Origin of the sequence: Cellulosimicrobium funkei (assembly GCF_001019615.1) — a bacterium.
Lineage (GTDB): Bacteria > Actinomycetota > Actinomycetes > Actinomycetales > Cellulomonadaceae > Cellulosimicrobium > Cellulosimicrobium cellulans_E.
In genome coordinates this window covers 38,341-55,487 of the sequence record NZ_JNBQ01000002.1, presented here as the reverse complement: position 1 = coordinate 55,487, position 17,147 = coordinate 38,341, and the positions used below count along the sequence as shown (strand labels likewise).

Annotated in this window: 16 protein-coding genes and 1 riboswitch; of the genes, 3 read left to right on the top strand and 13 right to left on the bottom strand. The window is 73.7% G+C overall.

Features of this window, described 5'->3' with window-relative positions; genetic code table 11:
- Positions 1 to 89: 89 nt before the first annotated feature.
- The 9 genes from FB00_RS02725 to gdhA form a co-directional block, all read right to left on the bottom strand.
- Complete coding sequence (locus FB00_RS02725) at positions 90 to 461, bottom strand: sterol carrier family protein (RefSeq protein ID WP_047231355.1); 372 nt, start codon at positions 459 to 461, stop codon at positions 90 to 92.
- A gap of 30 nt (positions 462 to 491) precedes the next feature.
- Positions 492 to 2,075, bottom strand: a complete 1,584-nt coding sequence (locus FB00_RS02720) for an RNB domain-containing ribonuclease (protein WP_047231582.1) — start codon at positions 2,073 to 2,075, stop codon at positions 492 to 494.
- Positions 2,076 to 2,293: 218 nt separating this feature from the next.
- Complete coding sequence (locus FB00_RS02715; RefSeq protein ID WP_047231354.1) at positions 2,294 to 3,178, bottom strand: ABC transporter ATP-binding protein; 885 nt, start codon at positions 3,176 to 3,178, stop codon at positions 2,294 to 2,296.
- A complete protein-coding gene (locus FB00_RS02710; protein ID WP_082140907.1) occupies positions 3,175 to 4,104 on the bottom strand; it encodes an ABC transporter ATP-binding protein in 930 nt (309 codons plus the stop codon). Before FB00_RS02710 ends, FB00_RS02715 begins: the two co-directional genes overlap by 4 nt.
- Positions 4,101 to 5,258, bottom strand: a complete 1,158-nt coding sequence (locus FB00_RS02705; RefSeq protein WP_064315024.1) for an ABC transporter permease — start codon at positions 5,256 to 5,258, stop codon at positions 4,101 to 4,103. Before FB00_RS02705 ends, FB00_RS02710 begins: the two co-directional genes overlap by 4 nt.
- The gene (locus tag FB00_RS02700) at positions 5,251 to 6,249 is read right to left on the bottom strand and encodes an ABC transporter permease (RefSeq protein ID WP_047231353.1); all 999 of its coding nucleotides are present in this window, start codon (positions 6,247 to 6,249) and stop codon (positions 5,251 to 5,253) included. Before FB00_RS02700 ends, FB00_RS02705 begins: the two co-directional genes overlap by 8 nt.
- A gap of 46 nt (positions 6,250 to 6,295) precedes the next feature.
- Positions 6,296 to 7,978, bottom strand: coding sequence for an ABC transporter substrate-binding protein (locus tag FB00_RS02695; RefSeq protein ID WP_047231579.1), 1,683 nt, complete (start codon positions 7,976 to 7,978; stop codon positions 6,296 to 6,298).
- A gap of 260 nt (positions 7,979 to 8,238) precedes the next feature.
- On the bottom strand, positions 8,239 to 9,036 hold the full coding sequence (locus tag FB00_RS02690; RefSeq protein ID WP_231581676.1) for a copper homeostasis protein CutC: 798 nt from the start codon (positions 9,034 to 9,036) through the stop codon (positions 8,239 to 8,241).
- Positions 9,037 to 9,118: 82 nt separating this feature from the next.
- The gene (gene gdhA / locus FB00_RS02685) at positions 9,119 to 10,456 is read right to left on the bottom strand and encodes an NADP-specific glutamate dehydrogenase (RefSeq protein ID WP_047231352.1); all 1,338 of its coding nucleotides are present in this window, start codon (positions 10,454 to 10,456) and stop codon (positions 9,119 to 9,121) included.
- Between the two features lie 192 nt (positions 10,457 to 10,648).
- Positions 10,649 to 10,782: riboswitch (SAM riboswitch) on the top strand.
- A gap of 20 nt (positions 10,783 to 10,802) precedes the next feature.
- Between gdhA and FB00_RS02680 the strand changes: the two genes are divergently transcribed.
- Together FB00_RS02680 and FB00_RS02675 are read left to right on the top strand one after the other, a co-directional pair.
- The gene (locus FB00_RS02680; RefSeq protein WP_082140906.1) at positions 10,803 to 11,402 is read left to right on the top strand and encodes an NADPH-dependent FMN reductase; all 600 of its coding nucleotides are present in this window, start codon (positions 10,803 to 10,805) and stop codon (positions 11,400 to 11,402) included.
- Entirely contained in the window at positions 11,399 to 11,971 is a 573-nt protein-coding gene (locus FB00_RS02675; protein ID WP_047231351.1) for a flavin reductase family protein, read from the top strand. Before FB00_RS02680 ends, FB00_RS02675 begins: the two co-directional genes overlap by 4 nt.
- Positions 11,972 to 12,068: 97 nt before the next feature.
- Here the strand turns inward: FB00_RS02675 and FB00_RS02670 are convergent, their stop codons facing one another.
- The 3 genes from FB00_RS02670 to FB00_RS02660 all read right to left on the bottom strand — a co-directional run bounded on the left by FB00_RS02670 (position 12,069) and on the right by FB00_RS02660 (position 14,866).
- Positions 12,069 to 12,473 carry a hypothetical protein gene (locus FB00_RS02670; RefSeq protein WP_047231350.1) on the bottom strand — a complete coding sequence of 135 codons (405 nt, stop codon included), beginning with the start codon at positions 12,471 to 12,473 and terminating at the stop codon, positions 12,069 to 12,071.
- 129 nt (positions 12,474 to 12,602) lie between these two features.
- Positions 12,603 to 13,835, bottom strand: a complete 1,233-nt coding sequence (locus FB00_RS02665) for an LLM class flavin-dependent oxidoreductase (RefSeq protein ID WP_082140905.1) — start codon at positions 13,833 to 13,835, stop codon at positions 12,603 to 12,605.
- Positions 13,832 to 14,866: an aldo/keto reductase gene (locus FB00_RS02660; protein WP_047231349.1), complete on the bottom strand. Its 1,035-nt coding sequence runs from the start codon at positions 14,864 to 14,866 to the stop codon at positions 13,832 to 13,834. Before FB00_RS02660 ends, FB00_RS02665 begins: the two co-directional genes overlap by 4 nt.
- A gap of 260 nt (positions 14,867 to 15,126) precedes the next feature.
- Here FB00_RS02660 and FB00_RS02655 point away from each other — a divergent pair, with 260 nt between their 5' ends.
- On the top strand, positions 15,127 to 15,612 hold the full coding sequence (locus FB00_RS02655; RefSeq protein WP_047231348.1) for a Dps family protein: 486 nt from the start codon (positions 15,127 to 15,129) through the stop codon (positions 15,610 to 15,612).
- A 75-nt stretch (positions 15,613 to 15,687) separates the two neighbouring features.
- On the opposite strand, the gene FB00_RS02650 is transcribed toward FB00_RS02655, so the two are convergent.
- Positions 15,688 to 17,139, bottom strand: a complete 1,452-nt coding sequence (locus FB00_RS02650) for an MFS transporter (protein ID WP_052877390.1) — start codon at positions 17,137 to 17,139, stop codon at positions 15,688 to 15,690.
- Between the last annotated feature and the right edge of the window lie 8 nt (positions 17,140 to 17,147).

Sequence of the window (17,147 nt, the reverse complement as noted above, 5' to 3'; positions counted from 1 at the left end):
CCTCCGCGTCCCGCGCCGCCAGACCTGGGGGCGAGAACGTTACGCACCGGTAACACGCCCGTCCCGGACGCCCGGTCCGGAGCGCGACCTCAGCGGGGACGCGCCGCCTGGAGCGGCAGGAGCCACGAGATGTCGGAGCGCTCGCCCGAGGCCCGGACACGGCCGGCCGCGACGGCGTCGGCCCACGCGAGCGTGCCGGTCACGAGACCGAGCCACGTCTGGGGGTCCGTCTCCACGACGTTGGGCGGCGTCCCGCGCGTGTGCCGGGGGCCCTCGACCGCCTGCACCGCCCCCGCGGGCGGCACGCGCACCTCGACCGTGTGCCCGGGCGCGACGTCCGCGAGCTCCTCGAGCGTGAACCGCACCGCGGTCGTCACGGCCGTGCGGTCGGTGGGGTCGTCGCGCCACGCCGCCAGGGCGAGGCGGCCGGCGGCCGGGTCGGTACGTCGTCGAGCAGGCACGAGGACCAGCCTAGGTCGCCCCGCCCACCCTCAGCCGACGGTGAACCGGACGCGGCGCTCCGCCACCGACGCCTCGCGCAGCGTCGCGCGGACGGGGTCGCCGAGCGGGAGGTCGGCGCCCTCGGTGCCCTCGACCGGCGCGCGGACCGCGGGGTCGGTGAGCACCACCTGGCCGCGTCGCCCGCCCGACGCGTCGCCGCCCTCGCGCTCGAGGCGCCGGCCGCGCTCGCGGTCGTCCTCGACGTCGACGACGACGCCGTCGAACTCCTCCCCCTCGCGCCCGCTCAGCAGCGCCGCCTCGACGACGTCGACGATCGCGCGCTCGTACGACCCCGCGCGCTGACCCGTCCGCGCCATCGTGCGGGGCAGGCCGGGAAGCGCGTCGAGCACCCAGCGCGGCACGTCCTCGCCCGCGCACAGGGCGAGGCAGACCTCGGTGCCGTACCTGTCGACGAGCCGGCGCAACGGCGCCGTGACGTGCGCGTACTCGGCGCCGATCGCGGCGTGGGCGGCGTCGTCGGGCACGCCGGGCTCCTGCCCCGTCCCCCCGAACGCCTCGTACGACGCGCCGCGGAAGAGCGACGTCGCCTCGTTGAGGAAGGCCGCGTGGCGCGGGACGCGCGAGTCGAGCGTCGGCACGAGGTCGGCGTACGCCGTCTCGGGCGGCCAGTCGATGCCGAGGGCGCGGGCCGTGCGGCGCAGGCGCGCGAGGTCGCGCGGGTCGGCCTCGGGCAGCGCGCGGAAGACGCCGACCCCGCCCGCCCGCATGAGGCGCGCCGCCGCGATCCCCGTGAGCAGCGAGATCTGGGCGTTCCACCCCTCCGCCGGGAGGGTCGAGCGGAACGCGAGACCGAACGTGCCGTCGTCGCGCGGCACGATCTCCTGCTCGGGGACCTCGAGCGACACTCCCCCACGCTCGCGCTCGCGCGCGAGCCGCAGCTCGCCGACCTCCCGGAGCAGCAGGAGCGCGGCCCCGCCCGCGCCCTCGGAGGCGCTCGCGTCGATCGCGGCCTGGGCCTCGTCGTACGTGAGTCGCCGCGTCGAGCGCACGACGGCGCGGCGGACCGTCGCGTCGAGGATCTCGCCCCGCGCGTCGAGCACGACGCGCCACGCCGCCGCTGGGCGCTCCTCGTCCGGCAGGAGGCTCGCCGCCCCCTCGGAGAGGACCGCGGGGTGGAGCGGGGTGCGGCCGTCGGGCGCGTAGAGGGTCGTCCCGCGCTCGTGCACCTCGGCGTCGATGGCCCCGCCCGGCGCGACGAACGCGCCGACGTCCGCGATGGCGTAGTGCACCACGAAGGCCGCGCCCGCAGGAGCTGCCGGGTCGTCTCCGGCGCGCTCGAGGTGGAGCGCCTGGTCGAGGTCCATCGACCCGGGCGGGTCGATCGTCACGAACGGCACGTCCCGCAGGTCGACACGGCCGTCGCCGACGCCGACGCCGCCGTCGCGGACGACGGCCTCCGCCTCGGCGAGCACCGCGGCGGGGAACGACTCCGGGATCTCCATCTCGCGGCGCAGCGCCGCGAGCGCGCCGGTCACGGTGGCGGCCGGGTCCACGGTGGGCCTGGGCGCAGGGGACTCGGCGGGGCGGGCGAGGCGCAGATGACGGGCAGGCACGAGCCCGACCCTACCCACCCGCCGCCCGGCGGTCTGCCGCGCGGTCGTCTCCGCGGCCGCCACGAACTCCGGATCAGGGACGACGGCGCGCGCAGGAGGGCGCGCGGGCCAGGGCGTCCGACAGACCTGGCCCGCGCGGCGGGTACGCGCCACCACCGACGCGTACGGCTGGAGGCACACCCGCCGCCCGGATCGAGCGGGCGGCGGGTGCGCCGGTCTCACATGCCGCGCGTGCCGAACCGGTCGCGGTCGGCGTCGCCGCCCGACCCCGCCGCGGCCGCCGCGAGCTCGCGGCGCACCTCCTCGCGCAGCTTCCCGTGGTTCTGCGGCTCGGGCGCCGCACCGAGGAGCAGCTTGGTGTAGTCGTGCTGCGGGTCGAGGATCACCTGGTCCGACGGGCCGCGCTCGACGACGTTCCCGCGGAACATCACGAGGATCTCGTCGCTGAAGTGCCGCGCGGTCGCGAGGTCGTGCGTGATGTAGAGGACCCCGAGGTTCTCCTCCCGCTGGAGCCGGGCCAGCAGGTTGAGCACCCCCAGCCGGATCGACACGTCGAGCATCGACACCGGCTCGTCGGCCACGAGGAAGCGCGCACCCGGCGCGAGCGCCCGGGCGATCGCGACGCGCTGCCGCTGTCCGCCCGACATCTCGTGCGGCTGCTTGGCCGCGAACACGGGCGCCGGCGTGAGGTTCACCCGCTCGAGGAGCTCGTGGACCCGCGCGTCGAGCGCCTGGCGCCCGCGCGCGACCTTGTGCAGGCGCAGCGGCCGCTCGAGGTGGTGGCCCACGGTGTGGAACGGGTTGAGCGACGCGAACGGGTCCTGGAACACCATCTGCACGTCGTGCCGGTAGGCGTCCAGGCCGCGGCCGCGGCGCGCGGACGGCTTGCCGTCCAGCAGGATCTCGCCCGACGTCGGCGTCTCGAGCTGGGCGATCATGCGCGCCACCGTCGACTTGCCCGAGCCGGACTCGCCGACGACCGCGATCGTCTTGCCGGGCTCCAGCGTGAACGACACGTCGTTCACGGCGCGCAGGCGCGTGCGCCGCAGGCCCTTGCGGATCGAGAAGTCCTTGACCAGGTTGCGGACCTCGAGGGTGCTCATGCGTGCGGTCCTTCCTGGCTCTCGCCGGTGCCCTCGCCCGTGCGGACGAACGAGCCGCGGTCGCCGGTGAGGCTCGGGAACGAGCCCAGCAGACGGCGCGTGTACGGGTGCTGGGCGCCCTCGAAGATCGACTCCGCCGTGTCGATCTCGACGATCTCGCCGCGGAGCATCACGGCGATGCGGTCGCTGATCTCCAGCAGGAGCGGGAGGTCGTGCGTGATGAACACGACGGCGAACCCGAGCTGCTCGCGCAGCCGCATGATCTCGCGCAGGATCCCGCGCTGGACGACGACGTCGAGGGCCGTCGTCGGCTCGTCCATGATCATGACCTGCGGGTTGAGCGCGAGCGCCATCGCGATCATGACGCGCTGCCGCATGCCGCCCGACAGCTCGTGCGCGTAGCTGTCGAGGCGCAGCGGGTCGACGCCCACGAGCTCGAGGAGCTCCGCGGACCGAGTCGCCCGGTCCTTGCGCGACATCCCGGGCCGGTGGGTCTTGAGGACGTCCCCGAGCTGGTCGCGCACGCTGATCACCGGGTTGAGCGAGTTCATCGCGCCCTGGAACACCATGGAGACCTTGTCCCACCGGAACGCGCGCAGGGCGTCACCGGAGAGCGCGACGACGTCGACGTCGTCGCCGTCCTGGTCGTGGAACGTCACCGTCCCGGACGTCAGGAGCGCCGGGGGCTTGAGGAGGCGGTTGATCCCGTACGCGAGCGTCGTCTTGCCGCAGCCCGACTCGCCCGCGAGGCCGAGGATCTCGCCACGGTGCAGCGTGAGGGACACGTCCTTGACGGCGTGGACGACCGGCTCGACCTCGTAGTCGATCGAGACGTGCCGCGCGGTGAGCACCGGCTCCTTGCCGACGAGGTAGGCGGCGTGGCCCTCGCTGGTCAGCGGCCCGGTGGCCGTGGTCGTGGCGGTCATGCGCCCACCGTCTCCTTCGCGTCGTCGGCGTCGGTGTCCGTACCGTCGGGGTCGTTGCCGTCGGCGCCCGAGCCCGCGCCGTCCGGGTCCGCGTCCACGGCGAGGCCGGCCTTGCGGGCCTTGCGCACGCTCTTGACCGCGGCCGGGCCCAGTCGCAGCCGGGGGTTGATGATCTCGTCCAGGCTGAAGTTGATGAGCGCGAGCCCGCAGCCGAAGAGCGCGATGAGGAGGCCCGGCGGGACGAACCACCACCACATGCCGAGGCTCAGCGCGTTGTTGGCGCTCGCCTGGTTGAGGATCGTGCCCCAGGTGATCGAGCCCGACGGACCGAGCCCGAGGAACGACAGCCCCGCCTCGGCGAGGATCGCGAGGAGCACCGCGCCGAGGAACTGCGCCGTGAGGAGCGGCAGGAGGTTGGGGAAGATCTCCACGAGGATGATCCGCGGCGTCTTCTCGCCCGCCACGCGCGCGGCGGACACGTAGTCGCGCGCACGCAGCGACTTGGCCTGCATGCGGAGCACGATCGCCGCACCGGGCCAGGCCGTGAGCCCCAGGATCACCGCGACGATGACCAGGGACCGCGTCTGGAGGTAGGCCGAGATGACGATGATCAGCGGCAGGCCCGGGATGACGAGCATGATGTTCGTGACGAGCGAGAGGGCCTCGTCGGTGAACCGCCCCCGGTAGCCCGCGACGATGCCGAACACGATCGACAGCACGAGCGCGATCGCGCCGGCGATGAGACCCACCATCAGGGAGCCCTGCCCGCCGTACGCGACCTGGGCGAAGATGTCGTTCCCGATGTGGTTGGTGCCGAGCAGGTGCTCGGCGCTCGGCGGCAGGAACCGGGCGTTCGCCGTGGAGCGCGGGTCCTGGGTGAAGAACGGCGCGACGAACGTGAACAGCAGGATGCCGACCACGAGGACGATCCCGGCGGTGAGCTTGCCGGACCGGCGCGGGAGCATCGCGCGCAGGCCACGGCGGGCGGGCGCGGCGGGGGCGCCCTGGTCGAGCGCCGCGGGGACGTCGCGGACGTCGGGGACGATCCCCTCGGTGGTCGTCGCCGGGGCGAGCCCGTCGACCACGACCGTGGCGGCGGGGGCCGCGTCGGCGGCGGGTGTCACGATCTCCGTCTCGCGGGTGTTGTCAGACATTGGCGCGCGCCCTCGGGTCGATGAATCCGTAGATGATGTCCATGAGGAAGTTCGCCGCGAGCACGGCGAGCGTGATCACGAGGAACGTGCCCTGCATGAGCGCGAAGTCGCTCGCCTGGACCGCGTTGAACAGGAGCTTGCCCAGACCCGGGTAGCTGAAGACCTGCTCCATGACGACCGACCCGGCCACGACGAAACCGAGCGCGACGCCGAACCCGGCGAACGACGGGAGCGCGGCGTTGCGGGTCGCGTACGTGATCGCGACGCGCATCCGGCGCAGGCCCTTGGCCTCGGCCGTCGTGACGTAGTCCTCGGACAGCGTGGACACCATCATGTTGCGCATGCCGAGCAGCCAGCCGCCCACCGATGAGAGCACGATCGTCAGCGCGGGCAGGAACCCGTGGTAGATCACGCTGCCGACGAACGCCCACGACCACTCGGGGCCGTTGTCGAAGCCGAAGATGTCGTAGCTGCCGATCCGCGGGAACCACCCGGTCGAGACCGAGAAGACCGAGACGAGGATGAGGGCGAGCCAGAAGTAGGGCACCGCCTGGAGGAGCGTCGACGCGGGGATGATGCTGTCCACCCACGTGCCGCGCTTCCAGCCGGCCCACGCCCCCAGCCCGACACCCAGGACGAACGAGATGATCGTCGCGAGTCCCACGAGCCCGACCGTCCAGGGGAGGGCCTGGCCGATCAGCTCGGTGACGGGCTGGGGGTAGTACGTGATGGAGATCCCGAGATCTCCCTGGAACAGACGCCCCCAGTAGTCCACGTACTGGTCCCACAGGGAGGCGTCGCCGTCCGCGCCGAAGAGGAGGTCGATGCTGTTCTGCATCTGGGGCGTCAGCTCGCCGCCCTTGCGCAGGAACTTGTCGATGAAGATCTGCTTGGGGTCACCCGGCATGAGCTTCGGGATGAGGAAGTTCAGCGAGACCGCTGCCCAGAGGGTGATCACGTAGAACGTGATCCGTCGTGCGTAGTACCTCATGATGCGTGTCCCTCGTTCCCCGGTCCTCCTCCTCGGCGCGGTCGCATCAGCTCGTCGGCTCGAGCTTCGAGAGCACGACGCCCAGCGAGACCGTGCTCCACGACGGCGGGAAGGCGTAGAGGTCGTCCTCGGTCGGCCAGCCCGTGAAGTCCTTCGTGTCCATGAACGTCTGCGACGCGTTGACGACCACCGGGATGTAGGGCAGGTCGCGGGCGATCTCCCCCTGGATGACCGCGTACTGCTCCTGCTTCGCGGCCTCGTCGTTCGTCGAGGCGGCCGCATCGACCGCGGCGTCGACCGTCGGGTTGGTGTAGCGCACGTAGTTGAAGAGGCCGGACTCCATGACCTCACCGACGGGTCGCGTGTAGTCCGTCGTCATCCACTGGCGGTAGATGCTGAACGGGTCGTCGAGCGACGGAGCCGTGATGCCGCCGACCATGAGCTGGTAGGTGCCCGCGACGCGCGCGTCCGACATCTCCTGCTGCGTGAGCTTGTTGTGGACGATCGAGATGCCGGCAGCCTTCGCCTGCTCGACGAGCAGGTCGCCCACCGCGTTGTAGTCGTTCCAGCCGTCGACCGTGATGAGGGTCATCTCGACCTTCTGGCCGTCCTTCTCGTAGATGCCGTCCGCACCCTTGGTGTAGCCGGCGTCCTCGAGGACCTTCGACGCGGCCGCGGCGTCGGCCGTCTGCGGGCTCTCCGCCTCGACGTCGGGCGAGATCCAGCGGTCGTCGCGACCGAGCAGCGCGAACGTCGGGGACGCGGTCGCGGCGAGGCCGGCGAACGCCTTGTCGTTGATCTCGGTGCGGTCCATGGCGAGGTTGATCGCCTGACGCACCGCGACGTCGGTCTGCGGGCCGGTGCAGCCGAGGTCGACCGACACGCACGTGTAGATCGTCGTCGGGTCCTGCGGCGTGTTGATCATGCTCAGGCGCCCGTCCGCGGTGATGCGGTCGGGGTCGGCCACGAACATGGCCGTCCAGTCGACCTTGCCCGTGGTCATGAGGTCCTCGGCGCTCTGGTTCTGGTCGATGCCCAGGTAGCGGACCTTCTTGACCTGGGGCGCGCCGGCCCAGTAGTCCTCGTTCGCGACGACCGTGTAGGCCGCCTCCGTGACGGCGTCGGCCTTGTACGGGCCGGTGCCGACCGGGTTCTCGTTCGCGAACGTCACGAGGTCGTCGACCTCGGACCAGATGTGCTCCGGCACGACGAGCGAGGTGCCGAGGAGCTGGACCTCGGAGGTGAACTGCGGGGAGTCGAACGTCCACTTCACGGTGTACGGGTCGACGGCCTCGACCGAGACCACGAAGTCGCGCTTGGCGGCCTCGTTGGTGTGCGAGAAGACGACGTCGTCGGCGTCGAAGTCCTCGCCGTCGGTCCACTTGACGCCCTCGCGGAGCTTCACCGTGAGCTCGGTGCCGTCCTCGGACCACTCGAAGGACTCACCGAGGCGGGGCTCGGGGTCGCTGGCCTGAGCCTTGTTGTAGTAGAAGAGCGGCTCGTAGATCGCGCCGTTCGCCGCGTGCAGCGGGTTCGGCGAGTACGGGTTGAAGTTCGCGACGATCGGCGTCTGCGTCCCGGCCCACACGTTGAGCGTGCGTCCCCCGCTCGCGCCCTCGTCGCCGTCACCGTTGCTGCCGCCACCGGAGCAGCCCGCGGCCAGGAGAGTCACGCCGGTCACGAGCGCAACCGCCGTGAGCAGACGCTTGCGCGCCGTGCTTCGAATCATCATCGGTCCTTTCGCATGGACGACGCGTCCTCGCGTCGTTCGTCGTGCGCCCTGGGGCGTGTGGCAGGAACACTAACTAATCGATACGGGGTCGCCGAGGAATACGACAGGAAAGTTACCTAACTGAGACATGACCGACGGCGATCGTGCCGGGAGAGGGCGACGGCCGGCCCCCGCGTGGCGGGGACCGGCCGGTCAGGCGATGTCGAGACGTGGCGTCGCGAGCGCGTCACGAGCGCACGCGCGCGGAGGGGTCAGCGCTACGGGGCGGCACGGAGGGCCGCGCTCGCCGCCGCGGCGACCTCGGGGTCCGTGACCTCGTAGCCGGCGTCCCCACCACCGCCGGGACCGGCGTCGTCCGCGACGACGCGCTTCGCGGAGAGGTGCACGGCGTCCACGCCGGCGGCCACGAGCGCGCCGACGTCCCGGGGCTGCACTCCCCCACCAGCCATGACCTGGACGCGGCCGCCCAGGGCTCCGCGGGCGTGCGCCGACATGGCGCGCAGGCGCTCGACGCCGTCGATGCTGCGGGCCGCGCCCCCGGACGTCAGCACGCGCACCACGCCCGCACCGGCGAGCGCGTCGAGGGCCGCGAGCGGGTCCGCGACGACGTCGACCGCGCGGTGGAACGTCACCTCGCGCCCGCCGGCCGCCTCGACGAGGGCGCGCACGGCGGCGACGTCCACGACACCGTCCAGCGTCAGGGCGCCGACCACGACGCCCGCCGCACCCGCCGCGACCGCGGCCCGGACGTCGCGGACCTGCACGTCGAGGTCGGCGGCCGAGAGGACGAACCCTCCCGGACGCGGCCGCACCAGGACGTGGACCTCGACGGCAGGCGCAGGGCTCGCGGCGTCGGCAGCCGCGACGACGGCCGCCTCCACCAGGCCGGCGCTCGGCGTGAGCCCGCCCGTCGCGCCCAGTCCGACGCACAGCTCGACCCGCCGGGCGCCCACGGAGGCGGCCACCCGGACGCCGTCCGGGTCCTGCACCGCGAGCTCGAGCACGACGTCGCGGCCCGCGCGCACGACGGGGCCCTCGGGGTCGGTGGTCGTCACTGCGTTCTCCCGTCGTCCGGTCCGGCGGCCGTCACGTCGCGCGGCGTGCGCGACGGCGGCCGTCGGCCAGGGTAGACGACGGTCAGATGACGCCGAGCGCGAGGATCGCGTCGGCGACCTTGGTGAAGCCCGCGATGTTCGCGCCGAGCACGTAGTTGCCGGGCGTCCCGTACTCGTCGGCCGTCTCGACGCACCGGTCGTGGATGCCCGCCATGATCTGCGCGAGCCTCTCCTCCGTGTACTCGAACGACCACGAGTCGCGCGACGCGTTCTGCTGCATCTCGAGCGCCGAGGTCGCGACGCCGCCGGCGTTCGCGGCCTTGCCGGGCGCGAACAGCACGCCCGCCTCCTGGAGGAGCGCGACGGCGGAGGGCGTCGTCGGCATGTTGGCGCCCTCGGCGACCGCGACGACGCCGTTCGCCACGAGCTGCTTGGCCGCGCTCTCGTCGAGCTCGTTCTGCGTCGCGCACGGCAGCGCGACGTCGCACGGCACGTCCCAGATGGAGCCGTCGGTGACGACGCGCGCCCCCGGGCGACGGGCCGCGTAGTCGGCGACGCGGCCGCGCTCGACCTCCTTGATCTGACGCAGCAGGTCGAGGTCGACGCCGGCCTCGTCCACGACGTAGCCGGAGGAGTCGGAGAAGGCGACGACGTTCGCGCCGAGCTGCTGGGCCTTGGCGGTCGCGTAGATCGCGACGTTGCCCGAGCCGGAGACCACGACGCGTCGGCCGTCGAGCTCCTGCCCGCGCGTCTCGAGCATGCTCTGCGCGAAGAGCACGGTGCCGTACCCCGTCGCCTCGGTGCGCACGAGCGAGCCGCCCCACGAGATCCCCTTGCCCGTGAGGACGCCGGACTCGTAGCGGTTGGTGATCCGCTTGTACTGGCCGAACAGGTAGCCGATCTCGCGGCCGCCCACGCCGATGTCACCGGCCGGGACGTCGGTGTTCTCGCCGATGTGCCGGTACAGCTCGGTCATGAACGACTGGCAGAACCGCATGACCTCGCCGTCGGAGCGGCCGCGGGGGTCGAAGTCCGACCCGCCCTTGCCGCCGCCGATCGGCATGCCGGTGAGCGAGTTCTTGAAGATCTGCTCGAAACCGAGGAACTTGACGATCCCGAGGTAGACCGACGGGTGGAACCGCAGGCCGCCCTTGTACGGGCCGAGCGCCGAGTTGAACTCGACCCGGAAGCCGCGGTTGATCTGCACGCGGCCCGTGTCGTCCACCCACGGGACCCGGAAGATGATCTGGCGCTCGGGCTCGCACACGCGCTCGAGGACGGCCGCCTCGACGTAGCGCGGGTGCTTGCGCAGCACGGGGCCGAGCGAGTCGAAGACCTCGCGCACGGCCTGGTGGAACTCGGCCTCGCCGGGGTTGCGACGCAGGACCTCGTCGTAGACGGACTGCAGTCGGCTGTCCATGGGTACTCCTCGTCTGGGCGGAAACTCCTGCTGACGGTACGCCTGTGCCAGAAGTTCCCGTAGCGCCGTCTCACTCCCTGCGCACCCGGAGACGTCGCGCTGGGCCCCCGGGGAGGACACAACCGTCCACCCACTGAGAAACCCGATCGATCTGGTGCGGTTTTCGTGGAGCCGTTGCTATACCCGTCCCCAGGTCACGAGCACCAGTGCCAAGCCCCGGCTCGCTGGTCGGCAACCCCCTGTCACGGCGGGGTGCTCCGGGAGATGACCAGGCCGCGCGCGACCGGCCCCGCACCCGCGGGACGGCCGCGCGGCAAGCGTGATCGACGACTACTGCGAGGTACACATGACCCACCGCTCCCTCTCCCCGACGGTCCTCGCCGTCTCCGGCAACCCGCGCCCCGGCTCGCGGACGCTCGGCGCCGCCGAGTCCGTGGCGCACCGCGTCGCCGCCCTCCTCGGCGCGGCCGACGTCTCGACGATCGACCTCGCGGCGTTCGCCACCGAGATCCTCGCCCCCGAGCGCCCCGCAGCGGACGCCGCGCGCGACCGGCTCGCCGCGGCGACCGTCGCCGTCGTGGCGACGCCGGTCTACAAGGCGTCGTACACCGGGCTCCTCAAGGCGTTCCTCGACCTCTACGGCCCGGACGGGCTCGCGGGCGTCGTCGTCGTGCCGCTCGTCGTGTCGGCCAACCCCGCCCACGCGCTCGTCGGCGAGGTGCACCTGCGGCCCGTGCTCGTCGAGCTGGGCGCCGTCGTCCCGACCCGCTCCCTCACGGTCACCGAGCCGCAGCTCGCGGACCTGGGCCCCGTCGTGGACGCGTGGCTCGCCCGTGAGGGCGACGCGCTGCGCCGCGCCGCGACGCCGCTCCCCGGGGTGGACGGCGGCGACCCGCCGCACGCCGACCAGGCCGTCGCCGACGCGTTCGCGGGGGTGGCCCGATGACCGCCGAGCTCACCCACCTGGAGGCCCTCCTGGCAGAGCAGGACGAGCCGCAGCTCTCCCCCGACGAGTACAAGTCCGTGTTCCGCGGCCACCCCGCCGGGGTCGCCGTGATCGCGCTCGAGCACGACGGCCGTCTCGTCGGGTTCACCGCGACGTCGGTCATCTCCGTCTCGGCCGCACCCCCGCTGCTCGCGTTCTCGCTCGCGTCGACGTCGTCGTCGTGGCCCGCGGTCTCCGCCGCGCGCACGCTCACGGTGAGCTTCCTCGCCGACCACCAGGACGACGTCTCGGCACGCTTCGCCACGAGCGGCATCGACCGGTTCGCCGACGGCGGCTGGTCGCGCCTCGGCACCGGCGAACCCGTCATCGACGGGGCCCTCTCGTGGGTCCGGGGCCGCGTGGTCCAGCGCACGCCGGTGGGTGACTCCTACCTCGTGTCGCTGCGCGCGCTCGCGTCGAGCGTCGGCACGGGCGCGGACCCGCGGCGCGACGAGGCGACCGGCGCGCCGTCGCCCCTCGTGTACCACGACCGCACCTACCACCGGATCGGGGACCACTCGGCGCTCTGACCCGCACGCTGGGGGACACCACGGGCGAGGGGCCGACGGCGGACGTACCGCCGTCGGGCCCCTCGCCCGTCCCGCGCCGCCCCTCACGGGTGGACGGTCACCAGCTCCAGCCGCGCGCGCTCAGCTCGAGCTCCTCGCGGAACCGCTCGTCGTCGCCCGTGCGGAACCCGGCCCGCAGCGGCGCGTCCTCGACCGAGAGCCCGGTGAGCCGGCACGCCTCGCGCAGCAGCGCGTCGTAGGCGCCCTGGACCGCGAGATAGTGGTGGGCGCGGGCGAAGACCTCCGGGTCCGCCTCGATGCGCCGCATCTCCGCCGCGAGCTCGCTGAGCCGCACCTGGAGCGCGAGCGTCGCGAGCGGGTCGGGGGTCGGCGGGCGCCGCCGCAGGAAGCCGGGCCGGCCGACCGTCCGGTGACTCGGGGGCCGCCCGGCGCGGCGCAGCACCCACCACGCGGCGGCGGCCGTGCACGCCGTCGCGCACCAGATCATGAGCAGCCACGACATCGGAGCCGACCTCTGCGCGGGGAGACCCACAGGACTCCTCCAGTCTAGGTCGGCGCACCGCGGCGAGCCATGGCTTTCCCGTCCTGCGGGTCCGGCGCACCGGGAGCGCGGGCGGGGTCGGGAAGCGGGTCAGAACGGCACGGCGTGGGTGCGCGATGCGCCGCCGACGGCACGCGCGACGGGAGCGGTGAGGCCGCGCGCGTCGAGCAGCGGTCGGACGCCCTCCGCGAACCAGTACGCCTCCTCGAGGTGCGGGTAGCCCGAGAGCACGAGCTCGTCGAAACCGGCCGCGCGGTACTCCTCGATCAGGTCGGCGACCTCCTCGTGGCTGCCGACGAGCGCCGTCCCGGCGCCACCGCGCACGAGCCCGACGCCTGCCCACAGCCCGGGGTGGATCTCGAGGTCCCGCGCGCGCCGGGTGGCCGCGAGGTCGCCGCCGCCGTGGAGCGCGACCATGCGCTGCTGCCCGACCGACCCGGACGAGCCGAGGAGCCGCTGGGCGCCCGCGATCTGCTCGGGCGTGAGGTCGTCGAGGAACCGCTGCGCGACGTCCCACGCGTCGGCCGACCGGTCGCGCGTGATGACGTGCAGGCGCACCCCGAAGCGGATCGTGCGCCCCTGCGCGGCGGCGAGCTCGCGCACGCGCTCGATCTTCTCGCGCGCCTGCGCGGGCGGCTCCCCCCACGTGAGGTAGACGTCGGCCTGGGCCGCCGCGACGGGCAGCGCGGCCTCCGACGATCCGCCGAAGAAGATCTCGGGGCGCGGGTCAGGCGGCGCGGACGTCCGGGCGTCGGCGATCCGGTAGTGCGTGCCCTCGTAGGAGAGCGGCGCCTCGTCCCACACGCCGCGCACGACCTCGAGGAACTCGCGCGTGCGGTCGTACCGCTCGTCGTGCTCGAGCCAGTCGCCGAACCGGCGCATCTCGTTCTCGTCGCCGCCCGTGACGACGTTGAGGAGCAGCCGCCCCCCGGACAGACGCTGGAACGTCGCGGCCATCTGCGCGGCGAGCGTCGGCGAGACGAGGCCCGGGCGGAACGCGACGAGGAACTTCAGCCGCTCCGTGCTGCGGATCAGCGCGGACGTGACCAGCCACGCGTCCTCGCACCACGTCCCCGTCGGTGTGAGCACGCCCTCGTAGCCGAGGCGGTCGGCAGCGACCGCGACCTGCTCCAGGTAGTCGAGCGACGGCGCGCGGAACCCGGTCGCCCGGCCGGGCGTGTCCTTGGCGTGCGCGCCGTCCACGATCCCGCGTGCGTCGCCCGACGTCGGCAGGAACCAGTGCACGGCGAGCGGGTGGCGGGCGGCCGCCTCGCCGGGCGGGGGCGCGGGTGTCGCGGGCACGGCCGCTGCGTCGGCGCTCATCCCGCGAGCAGGTCCGGCTGCGGGTGACGGACGCCCTGCACGGCCCCGCGCGGGATGGCCGCGCCGATCGCCGCGACGTCGTCCGGGGTGAGGTCGATCGAGGCGGCCGCGACGTTCTGCTCCAGGTACGCGAGGCGCTTCGTCCCGGGGATCGGGACGATGTCGTCACCCTGGGCGAGGAGCCACGCGAGGGCGAGCTGCGCCGTCGTGACGCCGCGCTCGGCCGCGAGCTGCTCGAGCGACCGGACCAGGCCGCGGTTGTGCTCGAACGCCTCGCCCGCGTAGCGGGCGTGGGAGCGGCGCACGTCGTCCCCGGCGAAGCCGTCCGTCGCGTCGACGGTGCCCGTGAGGATGCCGCGACCGAGCGGCGAGAACGGGACGAACCCGATACCGAGCTCGCGCAGCGTCGGCAGGACCTCGTCCTCCGGGTCGCGCGTCCACAGCGAGTACTCGCTCTGGACGGCGGTGACCGGGTGGACGGCGTGCGCGCGGCGCACGGTGGCCGCCGACGGCTCCGAGAGCCCGATCGTCCGGACCTTGCCGGCCTCGACCAGCTCGGCGAGCGCCCCGACGGTCTCCTCGATCGGGACCTGCGGGTCGATGCGGTGCAGGTAGTACAGGTCGAGCCGGTCGGTACCGAGGCGGCGCAGGCTCGCGTCGATCGCGGAGCGGACGTACTCGGGGCGCCCGTCGACGCGACGGCCGTCGGGGTGGCCGCCGGCCGGGGGAAGCCCGAACTTCGACGCGAGGACGATCTGGTCGCGGTGGGCGCCCAGCACCCGGCCGATGAGCTCCTCGTTGCGGCCGTGCCCGTAGACGTCCGCCGTGTCGATGAGCGTGACCCCGAGCTCGACCGCCCGGCGCAGCACGGCCTCCGCCTCGACGGCGTCCGCCGGTCCGTAGGCGTCCGTGACGGACATGCCGCCGAACCCGAGGGCGGAGACGGTGAGCGCGGCGTCGCCCGTACCGAGCGTGCGCGCGGCCGGGCGTGCGAGGGCGGGAGGAGCGGCGGGGGTACGGTCATCGGTCATGCCGCCAGCGGACCACCGCGAGCGCCCCGCGGCAAGAGCGAGGGCCGGTCCTCTCACCTGGCGAGAGAACGTGACGGGTCTCGTCGCGGCAGGTGCCGCCGGCGCGTCACCGCAGGTCAGGCACGCCTGTCCTTGCTGGCGGGGACGGGGAATGGTGCCTAGTCTGGAATCGTTCAAGAGAACGAGTCACGAGTCGGCACCGACGGAAGCCGGGTGACCGCCGCACGTTCCGGGAGACCCCCGAGAGAGCGAGGAGCACCATGTCCGCACCCACCATCCACCGAGCCACGGCACGCTTCGAGGCGTCGGAGACGCTCCGCGCCCACCTCCAGCGCGTGCTCGTCGCGCTCGTCGACCTGCACGTCCAGGGCAAGCAGGCCCACTGGAACGTCACGGGCCGCGGGTTCCGCGACCTGCACCTCCAGCTCGACGACGTCGTGGACGCCGCGCGCGAGCACAGCGACACCGTCGCCGAGCGCATGCGCGCGCTCCAGGTCGTGCCCGACGGCCGCACCGAGACCGTCGCCACGACGACCGACCTCTCGCCGTACCCGGCGGGCCTCGTCTCCGTCGGCGACACGGTCGACGCGATCGTCGAGCGCCTCGCCCAGACGGTCGAGGTCGTGCGCGAGGTCCACGACGGCGTCGACGCCGAGGACCCGACGAGCGCCGACATCCTGCACGAGATCATCGCCGACCTGGAGAAGCAGGCCTGGTTCCTCTCGTCGGAGAACCGCGAGGCCTGACCAGCCCGGCCCCGCGAGGTAGAGCCGCCGGTCGCGAGGTAGAACACCTGGTGCTCTACCTCGCGACCGGCGGTTCTACCTCGGCGAGGGACGGGCGAGCCGTTCGTCGAGCAGGGACGCCGCCCACGCGACGAGCGCCAGTGCCGCGACGGCGGCGCTCACGACGACGAGCCCGTCGCGGTGCGCGTCGAGGACGCCCGGGACCGCGCCGCCGGTCCGCGCCACGAACGCGCCCGTCATCGCGGCGATGCAGACCGTCGCGGCGACGCGCTGCACGAGCTGGAGCGCCGCGCCGGCGACGCCGCGCTCCGTGCCGGGGGCGCCCTCGAGCGTGAGCGTCTGGTTGGGCGAGATCGTCAGCCCCGCGACGACGCCCGTCAGCACCTGCGACAGGACGAGCACGGCGACCACCGTCGACGTGGGCGCGACCGCCACCGCGAGGGCCGTGGCCGCGGCCACGAGCGCCTTCGCGCCGACGGCCACGGTCACGCCGCGGCGGCCGAACCGGCGGAACAGCCGCCACGAGAGGTTCGCCGCCACGACCGAGGCGATCGCGCCCGGCGTCGTGACCAGGCCTGCCTGGACCGGGCTGAGGCCCGCGCCGTCCTGGAGGAACAGCATGAGGACGGCGGAGTATCCGAGCGCGGCACCGAAGCTGAACGCCGCGACGACGCAGCCCAGCACGTAGGTCGGGGAACGCAGGAGGACGGGCGCGAGAACCGGTGTCCGACCGCGCCGTGCGTAGCGCGGCTCCCACGCGACGAGCGCCCCGGCGGCGGCCACGACCACCCCGAGCGACAGCGGCAGCACGACGGCGCGCGGCCCCTCGGCGACGAACGGGACGAGCAGCCCGAGCGTCACGAGCGTCACGAGCACCAGCCCGACGGCGTCGAACCCGCCGCCGACGCGACCACCGGGCGGTGTCCCGCGCCCCGCGCCCGTCGAGCCGCGGCGCAGCACGCGCAGGGCGACGACGGCCACGGCGAGCCCCAAGGGCGCGGCGAGCCCGACGGCGGCGCGCCACCCCGCTGCTGGCCCGAGGAGGGACAGGATCCCGCCGCCGACGAGCGGGGACACGACCATGGCGAACGCGCCCGTCGAGGCGTACGCCCCGAGCGCACGCGCGCGGGCCGGCCCGGCGTAGTGGTCCTGGAGCAGGCCGATGACCTGCGGGTTCGCAGTCCCGGCGCCGACGCCCTGGAGCAGTCGCGCGGTGACGAGCACGTCGGCGTCGGAGGCCGTCGCGCCGACGAGGCTCCCCACGGCGAACAGGGCGAGCCCGACGGCCAGCGGGCCACCGCGCCCGAGCCGGTCGCCGAGGCGGCCCGCCGGGACGAGCGCGAGCCCGAACGTCAGCGAGTACCCGGCGAGGATCCACTGGAGCTGCGCGGTCGTCGCCCCGAGCTCGCTGCGGAGCGCGGGTGCCGCGACGGTGAGGATCGCCGAGTCCAGCAGCGTGACGAACCCGGTCGCGAGGCAGACCCGCAGCACGGCCCGCGACGCCCGACCGTCCGTCGTCACCGCCACGGCCGGCC

Excerpts from the sequence above, each read along its gene's own strand:
- FB00_RS02715 (WP_047231354.1), bottom strand. The coding sequence starts at position 3,178 with ATGAGCACCCTCGAGGTCCGCAACCTGGTCAAGGACTTCTCGATCCGC.
- FB00_RS02710 (WP_082140907.1), bottom strand. The coding sequence starts at position 4,104 with ATGACCGCCACGACCACGGCCACCGGGCCGCTGACCAGCGAGGGCCAC.
- FB00_RS02705 (WP_064315024.1), bottom strand. The coding sequence starts at position 5,258 with ATGTCTGACAACACCCGCGAGACGGAGATCGTGACACCCGCCGCCGAC.
- FB00_RS02700 (WP_047231353.1), bottom strand. The coding sequence starts at position 6,249 with ATGAGGTACTACGCACGACGGATCACGTTCTACGTGATCACCCTCTGG.
- FB00_RS02695 (WP_047231579.1), bottom strand. The coding sequence starts at position 7,978 with ATGATTCGAAGCACGGCGCGCAAGCGTCTGCTCACGGCGGTTGCGCTC.
- gdhA (WP_047231352.1), bottom strand. The coding sequence starts at position 10,456 with ATGGACAGCCGACTGCAGTCCGTCTACGACGAGGTCCTGCGTCGCAAC.
- FB00_RS02680 (WP_082140906.1), top strand. The coding sequence starts at position 10,803 with ATGACCCACCGCTCCCTCTCCCCGACGGTCCTCGCCGTCTCCGGCAAC.
- FB00_RS02675 (WP_047231351.1), top strand. The coding sequence starts at position 11,399 with ATGACCGCCGAGCTCACCCACCTGGAGGCCCTCCTGGCAGAGCAGGAC.
- FB00_RS02670 (WP_047231350.1), bottom strand. The coding sequence starts at position 12,473 with ATGTCGTGGCTGCTCATGATCTGGTGCGCGACGGCGTGCACGGCCGCC.
- FB00_RS02665 (WP_082140905.1), bottom strand. The coding sequence starts at position 13,835 with ATGAGCGCCGACGCAGCGGCCGTGCCCGCGACACCCGCGCCCCCGCCC.
- FB00_RS02660 (WP_047231349.1), bottom strand. The coding sequence starts at position 14,866 with ATGACCGATGACCGTACCCCCGCCGCTCCTCCCGCCCTCGCACGCCCG.
- FB00_RS02655 (WP_047231348.1), top strand. The coding sequence starts at position 15,127 with ATGTCCGCACCCACCATCCACCGAGCCACGGCACGCTTCGAGGCGTCG.